Source organism: Xanthomonas sp. NCPPB 1128, from assembly GCF_001043115.1.
In the GTDB taxonomy this organism is placed as follows: Bacteria; Pseudomonadota; Gammaproteobacteria; order Xanthomonadales; family Xanthomonadaceae; genus Xanthomonas_A.
The window spans coordinates 129,189-142,990 of sequence record NZ_LFME01000001.1 but is presented as its reverse complement, the minus strand read 5'-3'; the positions used below and the strand labels follow the sequence as shown (position 1 = coordinate 142,990).

The 13,802-nt window shown below is 68.8% G+C and carries 11 protein-coding genes and 2 tRNA genes; 8 read left to right on the top strand and 5 right to left on the bottom strand.

Annotated elements, in window-relative coordinates:
* Positions 1-56: 56 nt before the first annotated feature.
* Both ACP93_RS00610 and ACP93_RS00605 read left to right on the top strand, forming a co-directional pair.
* Positions 57-1,253 carry a DUF3142 domain-containing protein gene (locus ACP93_RS00610; protein WP_048488933.1) on the top strand — a complete coding sequence of 399 codons (1,197 nt, stop codon included), beginning with the start codon at positions 57-59 and terminating at the stop codon, positions 1,251-1,253.
* The gene (locus tag ACP93_RS00605; protein WP_048488932.1) at positions 1,240-3,447 is read left to right on the top strand and encodes a hypothetical protein; all 2,208 of its coding nucleotides are present in this window, start codon (positions 1,240-1,242) and stop codon (positions 3,445-3,447) included. The genes ACP93_RS00610 and ACP93_RS00605 overlap by 14 nt, the downstream gene beginning before the upstream one ends.
* A 355-nt stretch (positions 3,448-3,802) precedes the next feature.
* Here the strand turns inward: ACP93_RS00605 and ACP93_RS00600 are convergent, their stop codons facing one another.
* Positions 3,803-4,111 (bottom strand): hypothetical protein, encoded by a 309-nt coding sequence (locus ACP93_RS00600; RefSeq protein WP_048488931.1) that lies wholly within the window; start codon positions 4,109-4,111, stop codon positions 3,803-3,805.
* Positions 4,112-4,120: 9 nt separating this feature from the next.
* Positions 4,121-4,717 carry an STY0301 family protein gene (locus ACP93_RS00595; RefSeq protein ID WP_228135918.1) on the bottom strand — a complete coding sequence of 199 codons (597 nt, stop codon included), beginning with the start codon at positions 4,715-4,717 and terminating at the stop codon, positions 4,121-4,123.
* 108 nt (positions 4,718-4,825) lie between these two features.
* Here ACP93_RS00595 and ACP93_RS00590 point away from each other — a divergent pair, with 108 nt between their 5' ends.
* Positions 4,826-5,221, top strand: coding sequence for a DUF2628 domain-containing protein (locus ACP93_RS00590; protein ID WP_048488929.1), 396 nt, complete (start codon positions 4,826-4,828; stop codon positions 5,219-5,221).
* A 160-nt stretch (positions 5,222-5,381) separates the two neighbouring features.
* Complete coding sequence (locus ACP93_RS00585; RefSeq protein ID WP_048488928.1) at positions 5,382-7,547, top strand: TonB-dependent siderophore receptor; 2,166 nt, start codon at positions 5,382-5,384, stop codon at positions 7,545-7,547.
* 146 nt (positions 7,548-7,693) lie between these two features.
* Here ACP93_RS00585 and ACP93_RS00580 read toward each other — a convergent pair whose 3' ends face one another.
* Entirely contained in the window at positions 7,694-8,878 is a 1,185-nt protein-coding gene (locus ACP93_RS00580; RefSeq protein ID WP_048488927.1) for a hypothetical protein, read from the bottom strand.
* Between the two features lie 385 nt (positions 8,879-9,263).
* Between ACP93_RS00580 and ACP93_RS00575 the strand changes: the two genes are divergently transcribed.
* The 4 genes from ACP93_RS00575 to ACP93_RS00560 all read left to right on the top strand — a co-directional run bounded on the left by ACP93_RS00575 (position 9,264) and on the right by ACP93_RS00560 (position 12,907).
* A tRNA-Cys gene (locus ACP93_RS00575) sits at positions 9,264-9,337 on the top strand.
* Between the two features lie 903 nt (positions 9,338-10,240).
* Complete coding sequence (locus tag ACP93_RS20765; protein WP_053069631.1) at positions 10,241-10,570, top strand: MoaF-related domain-containing protein; 330 nt, start codon at positions 10,241-10,243, stop codon at positions 10,568-10,570.
* Between the two features lie 96 nt (positions 10,571-10,666).
* Positions 10,667-11,503, top strand: coding sequence for an MBL fold metallo-hydrolase (locus tag ACP93_RS00565; protein WP_048488926.1), 837 nt, complete (start codon positions 10,667-10,669; stop codon positions 11,501-11,503).
* Positions 11,504-12,049: 546 nt separating this feature from the next.
* A complete protein-coding gene (locus tag ACP93_RS00560) occupies positions 12,050-12,907 on the top strand; it encodes an SMI1/KNR4 family protein (protein WP_048489137.1) in 858 nt (285 codons plus the stop codon).
* A gap of 143 nt (positions 12,908-13,050) precedes the next feature.
* Here ACP93_RS00560 and ACP93_RS00555 read toward each other — a convergent pair.
* Positions 13,051-13,126: transfer RNA gene (locus ACP93_RS00555), tRNA-Gly, on the bottom strand.
* A gap of 36 nt (positions 13,127-13,162) precedes the next feature.
* Positions 13,163-13,798: a CDP-diacylglycerol--glycerol-3-phosphate 3-phosphatidyltransferase gene (gene pgsA / locus ACP93_RS00550; protein WP_017912639.1), complete on the bottom strand. Its 636-nt coding sequence runs from the start codon at positions 13,796-13,798 to the stop codon at positions 13,163-13,165.
* Positions 13,799-13,802 lie beyond the last annotated feature (4 nt).

Below are 13,802 nucleotides of genomic sequence, written 5' to 3'. Positions count from 1 at the left end.
GACGGCGCCATTCCTGCGCCGCGGCGTGCGGCCGCGTGTGCCCTGATCCGGCCGCCGTGTTGCTGCGCCACGCGCTGCTCGGGCTGAGTCTGTTGCTTGGCGGCTGCGCGGCATCGTCGCCAGCGCCACTGGAACAACAGGTCTACATCTGGCAGCGGCAATGGAGCGGCGCGCATGCCACGGCGCTGGCGCAGACGCGCGAGGATTTCTCGGCGCTGCGCGTGCTCGCGCTGCAGGCGCATCCGCGCGCCGGCTGGGGCCGCGCCGCGGTGGATCTGCGGCAGCTCGCCGCCGATGGCCGCCCGGTGATCGCAGTGGTGCGGCTGGACGGGCAGTTGCCGGCACTGGACGCGACGCGCATCGACGCCGAGGTATTGCAGGTGGTGCGCACCTGGCGCACTGCCGGCGTGACGCTGCGTGGGGTGGAGATCGACCACGATTGCGCCACCGCGCGTCTGCCCGCCTACGCCGCGCTGCTGCGGCGGCTGCGCAGCGTGCTGCCGGCCGACCTGGCGCTGAGCATCACCGCCCTGCCCGCCTGGCTGGACAGTCCGGCGCTGAACTCGCTGCTGCGCACGGTCGACAGCTCGGTGCTGCAGGTGCATGCCGTCAACGCACCGGCTGCCGGCCTGTTCGATCCGGTGCAGGCGCGGCGCTGGGCCGACCGATACGCCCGGCGCAGTGCCACGCCGTTCTGGCTGGCCCTGCCGGCCTACGGCGTGGCCCTGGTCGATGGCACTGACGCCGATGCCGCGCCGCTGATCGAAAGCGAGGCGCCGCTGGCGGCGAGCGGCACACGCCGCGAACTGCGCGTGTCGCCGCAGCAGCTCGCGGCCTTCGTCGATGCGCTGCGCGCCCACCGCCCACCGCACCTGGCCGGTATCGTCTGGTTCCGCCTGCCGCTGCCGGGTGACCGCCGCGCCTGGCCGCTGGCGACGCTGCAGGCGGTGGTGCGCGGGCGTGCCTTGCACCCGGCCGTGCAAGTGCAGGCCAGCGGCACCGGCCCGGTCTACGATCTGACCCTGGCCAACCACGGCAACGCCGCGGCCGCGCCGCCGCGGCGCGTGATCCTGCGCGGCAGCATCTGCGAGGCCGGCGACGCGCTCGGCGATTACCGCCTGCACCTGTCGGCGCAGGCGCCCAGTTTCGACCGCACCCCCACCTCCCCGTCCCTGGCCGCCGGCGAACGCCGCGCGCTCGGCTGGGTCCGCTGCCGCACGCTGCACACAGGTGCCATCGATGTCCTGCCGTGATTCCCGGCGCGTAGTCGCGCTCGCCACCGCGCTGCTCCTGCTGCCGCTGGGCGGCGCCCGCGCCTGTGGCCCGGAGTTCCCGTACCGCTTGCTCGACGACCGCGCCGGCGCGCTGGCGCAATTGCCCGAGGGCAGCTTCGCCCGCGAGGTGCAGCGCCTGGGCGCACCGATCGAGGGCCTGGGCCGCGCCAGCGCGGCGACCCTGCCACGCTACTGGGACGCCGGCACGCAGTTCCCGCAGCAGCGCAGCGACGTCGAACGCACGCAACTGAGCGCTGCGCAATTCGCCCGAATCGAACAACTGCGCGCGCTGGACGACGCGCGGCAGGCAGAGCGCGCGGGTGCCGACTTGCCGCCGGAACTGCGCCTGTACACCGCCGGTGCAGTGGCGTTCGCGCAGGGCGACTATCCGTCGGCCGCGGACTACTTCCGCCAGGTGCTGGCCCTGCCCGAGGCGCAGCGCCGAGCGCGCAGCACCTGGGCCGCCTACTCGCTGGGGCGCAGCCTGGCGCTGGCCGCCGACGGCGCGCTGGCCGGCGATGCCACGGCGCAGCGGCAGGCGTACCGGCAGCAGGCGCGACAGGCCTTCCAGCAGACCCGCGCACTGCGCCTGGCCGGCTTCGACGACCCGCTGGAGCTGGGCATCGCCAGCCTTGGCGAGGAAGCGCGCGTGCTGCTCGCCACCGGTAACTGGAACGGCGCGATCGGCCTGTACGCGGTGCAGGCGGCACAGGGTTCGGACACCGGCATGAGCTCGCTCAAGCAGGTGGCCGCCGATCTCGCCCGCCGCGGCGATGCCGAACTGGCGCCGCTGCTGCAGCAGCAGGCGGTGCGGCGGCTGCTGATCGCCAAACTGCTCAGCGACACCACCGCCTTCGATCCCGACACCGGCAGCGCGCTGTCCTCGGCACGCTTCCTGCGCTTGCTCGAAGAGGCGACCCACGACCCAGTGGAAGATGCCGACCGCCTGGCGGCGCTGGCCTATCGCCAGGGCGATTACCGCGACACCGCGCGCCTGCTCGCGCATGCCGGCGACAGCGGCCTGGCCTGGTGGCTGCGCGCCAAGATGGCGCTGCGCGACGGCGACGCCGCGCGCGCCGCACAGGCCTATGCGCAGGCGGCCCGGCGCTTCCCGCCGAACGAGGACTGGGGCACGCGCCGCGCCGCGAACTGGAGCAACGAGACGCTCAAACCGCAATGCCGTATCGAGGGCGAAGCGGCGATCCTGGCCTTGCAGCGCGGCAGCTACGTGGAGGCGTTCGCGCAGCTGTACCGCAGCGGCGACCTCTACTGGGAAGACGCCGCCGCGGTCGCCGAACGCGTACTCACCGTGCAGGAACTGCAGGACTACGTGGATCGCCATGTCCCCGCCGCGGCGCCGGCCACCACGGACGGGACGCCGGAATACTGGGAGCGCGCGCCAGCGCTGAAACTGCGCGAACTGCTGGCGCGCCGGCTGATGCGTGCCGGCCGCTACGACGATGCGCTGCCCTATTTCGCTCAAGCCGAGCTGCGCGAAGCGGCGCGCGGCTATCGCGATGCGCGGGAACAGGCCGCATCGGCATGGACCGGCATCGGCCGCGCCGCGGCCAATTACCGGGCGGCGTTGATCGCGCGCCGCCAAGGCATGGAATTGCTGGGCTACGAACTGGGGCCGGACAACCGGGTCTACGCCGGCAACTACGCCGAAGCGGCCTCGCACGCGCAGGTGCGCCCAGGCGGCCTGATCGCCACCGCCGAAGCGCAGCGCTGGAACGCCACCGCCGCACAACCCTACCGCCGCTACCACTACCGCTGGATCGCCGCGGCCCTGGCCGATCGCGCCGCCGACGACCTGCCCGCACGCAGCCAGGCCTACGCCGCGGTGCTGTGCCAGGCCACCGACTGGCTGATCACCCTCGACCCCGCGCAGGCGCGTCGCTCCTACCAGCGCTATGTCGCGCAGGGCGCGCTCAACCCGGTACCCGGCAAGGCCTATGTGTTCGGCGTGGGCGCCTGCGAAACGCCGGATTTCGAAGGCGCGCGGCGACGCCTGTGGATCGAGCGCGGCCAGGCCGTGCGCCAGTTCGTGCACACGCAACGACTCGCGCTGGGCGCGGCCGGCCTGGCGCTGCTGGCCGCAGCGGCCTGGCTGGTGCGCCGACGCATACGGCGCAGGGCGCGCGAAGCGGCAACGCAAACGCCGCAGACCTGAGTCAAGCGCCGGATTGGGCGATCGAGCGCATGACACCGGCTGCCCGGCATCACCGGCGAAACCGTCAGGCCCGCGCTGCGCCGCCCTGACCAATCCCCAATCCCGACTCCCCAATCCCCGCCATCAGGCCGGGTAGGGATCGCCGCCCCTCGCTCGTCTCTTCAACAGGACTTTCCCCTCCTGGGCTGGAATGGCGTCGGCGTGCGCGGCGCCAGCCGCTCCTCCGTCCTGGACGACCGTTCTTCCGATGCAGCACTGCAGCACGCGCGACAAGGATGTCATCGCCCGCGGCATGCGCCGCGCAGCGTTCGCGTGCCTGCGTCAACCGTGCGCACGCACGGCCTGGAGACTGCGCTCAGTTCCAGCAATACCAGGCCAGGCAGGCCAGCACCATCGCACCCAGGCAGCCCAGGCGCACGCCGCGGCGGCGGCTAAGCAGCGCATGCACACCCTGCAGCAGCACCAGCACAGCCAACACGCACAGGCCGACCAGGCGCCCGTTGCCGCTGTCCTGGAAACTGGCCGAGGACAGCGTCGGATCAGTGCCGTCCACCCATGCGTACGGGCTGCCGGACACGGCGTACAGCAGCAGCATCCCCAACACGTAGCCGGCCCAGGCCAGCATTTGCGCCGCGATCGCCACGGCTTTGCGCGCACCTGCCATCGCGCAGGCTCACTCGCACACGAACATCGTGCCGGCGGTCGGATCGGCGCCACTCGGGCGCAGCGGCGTCGCCTCGCAGCGCGCGACGTCGCCGACACGCTGCGAGATCTGCACCCTGCCGTCCGGCCCGTATCCGCACACCAGGTAGATGCCGTGCGGGTCGGGCGCATCGAAACGCCAGATCGACACGCCGGCATCGCCGGGGCGGTGCGCGTCCTCATTGCTCGGCACAAGCGCGGCCATCTCGTGCGGCGGCCCGGAATAGACGCCACTGGAGAACAGCCGCAGCGGCGGCGCGGCGGCGAGATCAACGCGGGCACCGGCCGGCACGTCGGGACTCTGCAGTTGTGCCTCGGCGATGCGCAGGCGCCCGGGGCACTGCAGCGCCTCCCTGGCCGCGGCGGGCGCAGCGGACAGCGCGGCCATGAGCAGCGGCAGCGCGCAGCGCGCCGTGGCGGAAACTCCCTTCAACACCATCACACGCTCCTTGTCGACTGCAGGATCGAGACCGGCAAAGACCTCGGCTTTTGCCTCACACGCCTGGCGGCACAGCCAACACCTGCTGCAGGCCACATCGCCAGGCCGCGCATACGGTGCCTCCGACATCGCCAAAGGTCAACGCGACGACACGACGCACAACCGGCGTCATCGCGCGCGTTGCGCCCACCCACCCACCCAATTCCCCACTCCATCCACCCGCAGAAGAGAACCCCGATGCACAGCACGACCCACGACTACAGCCAGTACAGCCCGAAATGGCAGTTCCGCTTCACCTTCTACGACACCCACGGCGAACCCAAGTCGGCGAGCTTCAAGGAAGCGATGAAAGCGCTGCCGTTCAAGGAGAAGCTGCGCCTCAACATGAACTGGTTCGCCTTCTTCTTCGGCTTCATCTACCTGTTCGTCATCGGGCTGTGGCGCAAGGCGCTGGTCCTGCTCGCCATCTCGCTGTGCTTCGGCATCGCGTTGGCCTTCCTTCCGGACGCGTTCGGCCGGGCCTTCGGTATCGCCTATTCGATCCTGGTCGGCATGACCGCCAACTACGCCTACTATCTGGACAAGGTGAAGGGCAGCACCAGTTGGAACCCGTTCGAAGGTATCCGCTGGTAACCGCCCCCTCGTACAACGCCTAGCTTGCACAGCGTCCGCCGCCGCAACGGCGGCGGACCCACTCATTTCCTCGCCACCCAGGCACGCGCCCAGGCAGCCCTTCCCTCCGCCTGTGCGCCGCGTTCGTCGCGCACAGGCACCGCATCGAAGGAGTCGCCTGATGTCGCCCACGTTCCACCGCCCGGCGTTCGTACGCCGCACCCGCCGCGTCGCACCGCTGGCCGCCACCATTGCCGTCCTCGCCACGGCCGGCCCACACGTCGCCTACGCGCAAACGCACGCCACCACCCTGCCCACTGTGCGCGTCAGCGAGCGCAACGATCCCGGCAAGCGCAGCAGCACCGCCACCAAGACCGACACCAGCCTGCTGGAAACGCCGCAATCGCTCTCGGTGATCGACGATGCGCGCATGCAGGCCCAGGGCGCACAGACGCTCAAGGACGCACTGAGCTACACACCCGGGGTGATCCCCACGCGCTACGGCACCGACTCGCGCTACGACTGGATCTCGCTGCGCGGCTTCGACGCCTATGCGCCCGGCTTCTACCTGGACGGCATGCCGCTGCGCAACAACGGCAACTGGGGCATCTGGCCGATCGAGCGCTATGGCGCCGAGCGCATCGAAGTGCTGCGCGGCCCGGCCTCGGTGCTGTACGGACAGAGCGGCCCCGGTGGGCTGGTCAACGCGATCAGCAAGCGGCCGACCGCCGAACCACTGCACGAACTGCAGGTACAACTCGGCGATCACCAGCGCCGGCAACTCGCCGGCGACCTGTCCGGGCCGCTGAGCGAGGACGGCACCGTGCTGTACCGCCTGACCGCCCTGGCGCGCGAGGCCGAACTGCCTGCCGGCGAGATGCGCGACGACCGCCGCTTCCTGGCCCCGGCGCTGACCTGGGCGCCCACCGAGGCCACCCGCCTCACCCTGCTCTCGCAACTCGGCCGCACCCGCGCCGGCGTGTACCTGCGCATGCGGCCGGCGGTGGGATCGCTGGTGCCGACCGCGATCGGCACCTATCTCCCCAGCCGCCTGTTCGAGAGCGACCCGAGCTACAACCGCTTCGACCTGGACACGGCAATGCTCGCCGCGCTGTTCGAACATCGCGTCAGCGACGTGCTCAGCCTGCGCCAGAACGCGCGCTACGGCCGCCTGAAGGTGGACTACCGCAGCGTGCAGGGACGCGGCTTCGTCATCGACGACCCCGCCAACCCGCTGGACCCGACCAACTTCGCGCGGCTGCGCCGCACCGCCTCGGACAGCAAGGAAACGGTGCACGCGCTGAACCTGGACAACCAGCTCGAACTGCGCCTGCACGCCGGCGCCGTGCAGCACACGCTGCTGTTCGGCCTGGACTACCAACGCACGCGCATCGACCAGGTCAGCCACAGCGGCGGCACCACCACGCCGCTGGACGTCCGCCATCCGGTCTACGGTGATCCGGTGAAGATGCCCGCGCCCTGGTACGACGGCATCGCCACGGTGAGCCAGACCGGGCTGTACGTGCAGGACCAGGTGCGCTGGCGCGAGCGCTGGCTGCTCACCGTCGGCGCGCGCTACGACCGGGCCGACAGCCAGCTCGACAGCCGCCTGGACGGCAGCCGCAGCGACATCGTCGAACGCAAGGCCAGCAAGCGCGCCGGTCTCACCTACGTGGCCGCGAGCGGCTGGGCGCCGTACCTGAGCTACAGCGAGTCCTTCGTACCGACCGCCACGCGCGACCCGTTGAGCGGCCGTGCGTTCCGTCCGGAGAGCGGGCGCCAGTACGAAGCCGGTCTGCGCTTCCAGCCGGACGGCGGCACGCAGACATACAGCGCCGCCGTGTTCGACCTGCGTCGGCGCAACTACCTGACCTACGACCCGGACTTCGTTCCGCGCCAGACCGGCGAGACCCTGGTCCGCGGCCTGGAACTGGAGGCATCGCTGCACCCGCTACCGCGCCTGCAGGTGATCGGCTCCTACAGCTACACGCCGACGGTGGACGTCACCGCCAGCAGCAATCCAAGCGAACTGGGCAAGCCGCTGTCGGCGGTGTCGCGCCACGCCGCCGCCCTGTGGGCCGACTACCGTTTCGACAGCGGCATCCGGCTCGGCCTGGGCGCGCGCTACACCGGTGCCAACCGCGGCGACCTGGACGCCGCACGCGCCGAGGTGCCGGCGTTCACCCTGTTCGACGCACTGCTCGGCTACGACCGCGACCGCTGGAACTTCGCCTTGAACGTGCGCAATCTCACCGACAAGACCTACCTCAGCAACTGCGACGCCTACGACAACTGTTACTACGGCGAGCAGCGACGGGTGACGGCCACGGCCACGTATCGCTGGTGAGGCAGCGCGGGCACGATGGCAGCCTGTGCCATCGCGCCCGCGTCTGCTGCAGGTCGATGCGCAGGCTGCGCATCGAGTGCCGTTGGCGGCCTTGCATACCAGGCATACATGTCTGCCACCGGCGATCGCGAGCGCGACGCAGACCCTCAATCGCCCGGTGGCGTCGTCCTGAAGCCGGCATGCCCGCAGGCAGCGTCGTAGGCGTAGTCGCCCGCGGCGAGCAGGTGCCGGCCGCTGTTGATGTGCGCCGGTGGCGTCTTCAGTGGGCCGCGCCACTGCACGCTGTCCGGGGTCGCCGCCTTGCCGTCGCCGACCGCAAAGCCGTAGCCGAACACCGACTGCCCCTTTGCGTCGACGACGTCGAGCCGCAGCTGGGTGGCGTCCGGCACCACGCGCGTGGGATGACCGGCCATCTGCACGGTCTGTTGCAGGCTGTCGGGCGTGGCCGGCGGCACCACCGGGTTGAGCATCATGTAGGACACGCCGGTATCGGGCAGCAGCTTGCCGCAGACGCGGTAGTCGCTGCCGCTGCCAGGGAAGCTGGCGCAGGCGCTGGGCGCCTGCCAGTCACTCGGGGCGGTGGCGGTGGCCGCGCCGCGCTGCAGCGGCACCAGGGCGAAACCGGCCAGCGCCTGATTGCTGACGCCCAGGGTGATGCCCTTGGCGCTGACAATGTAGCCGGGGCTCATGCGCTGCGCACGCATCTGCGCCAGGTTGAGGAACGGGTTGCGCGCGGGGTCGACGCCGCGGTCGTAGCCCACGCCCATCATGCCGAAGGTCGGCGAGATGGTGCTGCAGTTGCGCAGCACCTGCGTGCTGCTGCTCAGCGCCGGGCTGCCGTCGTAGCCGGCGCAGGTGGCCGGCACCTGCGCCAGCGGCTTGGGTTGCTGGGCGACGGTGGCCACATCGCAGGTGCACTGCGCGGCCAGCACGGTGATGCGGTCCACCCGCGCGGCGGCGCGCTTGCCGTCGGCGGAGACGCCGAGTTGCATCGGCACGTCAACGTACTTGCCGGGGTGATATTTGCTGTCGCTCGAATAGAAGATGTGGCCGGGCGTGCTGGAGGCGTCCCAGGCGCTGCGCAGCGCCTCGCTCAGCGGCACCACCACGCCGGTGGAGCCGGTGTCCACCTCCAGCACCTGACTGCCGCGGCTGCGGCCGTCGGCATCGGTGCCGAGCTGCACACGCACCTGGTAGGCGAATTTGGGCGTGGCCTTGGAGGCCAGCGGCAGGTTCACGGTCTGCGTCTGCAGCGCGCAGGTCTGCGCGGCGGCGGTGGCGCTCGCGGCCAGGCACAGCGCGGTCCCGCTCCAGCGTGTCCATCGATTCATGGCGATGTCTCGTTTGGGTGTGGCGCCATGCTAGAGCGCGGCAGCATGCCGATCGTGCGCGGGTCCGCGCGATGCGGCGCTTGTCTACTGCCTCCGGCATGGCGTTGTGGTCGGCATTCCAGTCCGGTGGCGACGCCATGTGCGCGTCGTGGTTGCGCAGCGCAGTCTCCACAGAGCGCGTATACACGCAGCCCAGGGTTGCCAAGCCGGGGAGCTTGGTACACAATGCACTCCGTTGTGCGCCGGACTGATTCAAAAACATCTTTTGAATCAATGCGTTGGACGAGAGCCGTAAGGCCCTGTCCGCTACCCGCGCCAGGGCCCCGGTAGCGGGGCTTTGTTTTTGTCGGGCGCCACGGGCGTTGCGGCAAGACGTCAGTCCACCGGCCTGGTGGCAGAGTGGTTATGCAGCGGACTGCAAATCCGCGTACGCCGGTTCAATTCCGACCCAGGCCTCCATCTTGTTTCGACGTCGTGGGCCGCTTCCAGCGGCCCTTTTGCGTTGGGTACTGCCTTGCCAAGTGCCGGCCTAGCGCTGGCGATGGTTTAGTCCAATGTGCCCCAGCGTGCGCAGCATCGCCCACAGCGCATTGGGCAGGCCTGCGCAGGTTCGCCGCCCTGCCCGAACGGCCGATCGCGATGACAACGCCCGCCTAATCCGCGCCCGCACCGCGACGCGTGCTGTTCCCGTCCACTGGGATCCGGTGTGATCACCGGCGCCGAAGACGATCCGTCGGCAATCGGCACCGACGTCAGCGCTGGAGCCTGCCATGGCTTCTCGCGCCGGTGGGCGCTGCTGTCGACGATGTGTCCGCTGGTGCATCTGTCGGCGAAGCTTGGACAGCCTCTGGCGAGGGCCTGTTCGCGATCATCCACGGCGCCACCCGTGGGCCACGAAACGGAATGCGGATGCTCCAACAGGGGCGCGAGATTGTCAGCGAGACGGTCGGCAGGTTGTCCAGCACAGTGAGGCCGTAGCCGTCGTCGAGCAGGCGCAGGCACAGATACGCACCGGCGAGCAACGCGCGGGGGGGGGGCACGTGGATGACGGGGTTTGTACATGGCTGCGCCGCTCCGCACCCATGCGCCTACGCCCGCGCGGACACGAGCAACGGATTCCACAGTTGCACGCGGGCCTTTGCCACGGACCAAACTTTGGGTCACCGCCCATCGCCATGCACGCCGATCGTTTGCACACTGACTGACTGGCGCGGCGCGAGGAGCCGGCTTGCGGCACGAACACGGCTGGGCCAATCCCGATGTCGCGACCGGCGCGCGGCGGTAACGCATGCCGATGCCACGGCTGTCACCAGCCGCGGCAGGCCAGGACGTCCGCCGCTTCCCACCTCCGAGGAGATCACCTTGAGCACTTCGCACAATGATCCGCTGCCCGCAGCCAAGCATACGTACCACGTCGATTTCGGCGGGGGAAACGCCTTCGAAATCGCCTTCGACAATAGCGCGGCGATGACCTTCACGAAGTTGCAGGAACCCAACCAGGGCATGGTGGAAACCATCCGCTACACCCACAGGAAGCTACGCGACGGCCTCTACCTGGTGTACTGGCAGGAGCAGGACGGCACCAGCGTGGTGCACGCACAGGACTTCGCGCAGTGCCACGTGTACACCCATATCACCTCCCCCGATCGCCGTTTCTATAGCGGCATGTCACGCCTCGAAAAGCTCAGGTGAGTGCGCCGCTGCAGTCGCTGCGCAGCCCCTCACACACACCAACGGCGCCGCTGCGCGACAGCTTCCCCCTTCCCCTTCTCCCTCCGCAGGATCGACATGCAGGCAGATCATCCGACTACCCGGCCGACCACACTCACCACCCAACTCTTCAATCCCGGCGACAAAGCGATCTTCGCGGTCAGTTCGGTACTGGTGCAGGGGCAGCACGATGCGGTGCTGATCGATGCTCAGTTCAGCGCCACGCAGGCGCGCAAGCTCGTCGCGCTGATCCAGGCCTCGGGCAAGCGCCTGATCACCATCTACATCAGTCACAGCGACCCGGACTTTTACTTCGGGCTGGACATCGTGCACAGCGCGTTTCCGGACGCCAGGATCGTGGCCACCCCCTACGTTGCCGCTCGTATCGAAGCGACCAAGGACGACAAGCTGAAAATATGGGGGCCGCAACTGGGCAAAGATGCACCCAAGCGCCTCATCGTGCCGCAACCGCTGTACGACAATACACTGAGCCTGGAAGACCATGTTCTGCAGATCGTTGGCCTGGAGGGATTCTCGCCAGGCCGCAGCTTCGTCTGGATCCCCTCGATCAGAACGGTGGCGGGCGGCGTGCTGGTCTCCGCCGGCCAGCACGTGTGGATGGCCGACACGCAAACGCTGGAATCGCGTGCAATCTGGCTGACGATGCTCGGCCAGATCAAGGCGCTGGCACCGCTGCAGGTGTTGCCAGGGCATATTGGACATGCTTTGCCGCGCGGGCTGGAAGCGGTGGATTTCACTGCCGGCTACATCCGCTCCTTCGAAAACGAAGCTAGCAAGGCGCGCAATTCGACCGAATTGATCGAGGCGCTCAAGCAGCGTTACCCAGAGCTGGGTGGTGAAGGTGCACTGGAAATCAGCGCAATGGTCGCCAAGAAAGAAATAACGTGGAAATGATCTCGCTGGGCGCGCCGTCGAATCAGCTGCACACCGTGGCTGATGGTGCGCGCCTGGTGCTCATCCACCCTGCTGCGGGTTCACCAGCCCGGCACGTACGAACCAACGCCATCCAGCGCTTCGCAAGTACAAAAAGGCCTTGCCCGCTTCTTTTTGCGCTACTGACGACACCGCGGGAAGCCGTTGTCCTATCGGTGCCGACATGGCGTCAGCCACCGCCACGCCGAGGCGGCACGGAAATTTGCCGACCACCTGTAGCACGCGTCCGCGAAACGTGGGCTGGCCCGGCGATGCGGTGGTCGGCAATAATCCGTCGCAACCATGGACACAACGGTGCGCAATGGAACGTCAACGCTGTACCGCGAGCAGCGTAGGCCACGCTTCTGCACCACGCCTGCCTTTACCACTGCGCAGTTGGGGAAGATCGCTGCATGGCAGTAACGGGGACGGCAAGCGCCAGGTCCGCAGCACCCACAACATCGCCGTGAATGCCGCCTGGGTCTGCGATGCCGCACGCGGTCGTGCGCTGTTCCGGCGATGCCGCGCATGAACGTGCTGTTCGGTTTCGAGGCCTTGGCGGACGCGACCGGCATCGCGCTCCCGCCCCTGCTGCGCTCGCTGCTCGGCACGGGCAACGCCACCTACTTCCCGCACTGGTTCGATGCGTGGAAGGACCCCGAGCAACCACGCATCGTGCCGTTCGTCAGTTGGTGGGACTACGAGTGGATCGGCACCGAAAAGAGCGCGCGCAGCATCGCCGACTGGTTGCATCCCGAGGCGCAGGACGGCCGGCGCTTCCTGCCGTTCGCGCAGTCCGGCGCAGGCGATCTCTACTGTCTGGTGCCCGACGACGAGGGCAGCGTGGGCGTCGCCCTGGCGTGGCACGACGACGACCGCTGCCGGATCCAATACCGCACGTTCGACGATTTCGTGTATGCGCAGTATCTGCAGACGCTCGGCAACGCCAGTCATCTGATCGACGACTACGGCGCCCTGACCGCCGATCTCATCGCCGCCGACATCCGCAGCGTGAGTGGCTTCATGGACCCACAGCGCGGGGAGCGGCTGCATCAGTTGTGCCAACGCCCGCTGACGCTGCACGATTTCCGGCCCGGCCCCAGGGCCTGCGTGCAACGCGTACCCGCGTTCCTCTCGCAACAGGAACTGGACCTGTATCTGGCCGAGCTTGCCCAGCCACTACCGCACTTCGACATCACCATGCGCCATGAGATGCGGGCGTACGACACGCCGCCACCGCCGCCGCCGCCCGATTGGCGCGAACTGGCGAAAGCGCCGGAAACCAGGATGCAGGCGATCCGCACTTACCAGCAGGAACACGGCTGCACGCTGCTGGAGGCCAAACAGGCAATCGACGGCGTCCTCGCCATGGCTCAGAGGGTCTGACTACCCGGCGCATCGCTCGATCGGCGAAGCATGAGCTGCACGCGCAGCGCTACACAGGTCCGGCGCGCAGGCATGAAAAAAGGGCCGAAGCCCTTTTCATCGACGCTCCATACGTAATCGCTGGAGGCCGGTACTGCTGAATCTGGAGCGGGAAACGAGACTCGAACTCGCGACCTCAACCTTGGCAAGGTTGCGCTCTACCAACTGAGCTATTCCCGCTTGAGGCCGCGAATTCTACCGGGACCACGCAGCCTGTCAACCGTTGCCTTCGATTTTTTTCGCGTTCTTTTCCGCCATCGCCGCGCGCTCGTCGTCGCGCAGGCTCGGCCAGGCCGCGTGCAGGTACTGGATGCCCGACAACAGGGTCAGGATCGACGCGATCGCCAGGGTCCAGTCGCCGACGTGGAAGATGAACAAGCCCATCCACACGCTCTCCGGCGGCGAGCCGTCGGGCATCACCGAATACAGCAGGCACAGCAACGCCACCATCTGCGCGGTGGTCTTGATCTTGCCGATCATCGCCACCCGCACCTTGGCGCGCTGGCCGATCTCGGCCATCCATTCGCGCAGCGCCGACACCGCGATCTCGCGGCCGACGATCACCGCCGCCCAGAACGCCATCCACGGCGTCGGATGGCCCTGCACGATCAGGAACAGCGCCACCGCCACCATCAGCTTGTCGGCCACCGGATCCAGGAACGCGCCGAACGCGGAGTACTGGTGGTAGCGCCGCGCGACCCAGCCGTCCAGCCAGTCGGTGAACGCGGCCAGGCCGAAGATCGCCGCCGACGCGAAGTTGGTCCAGGTGTACGGCAGATAGAACACCAGCACCAGTACGGGGATCATCACGATCCGCAGCAGCGTGAGCCAGGTGGGGATGGTCAACTTCATTGCG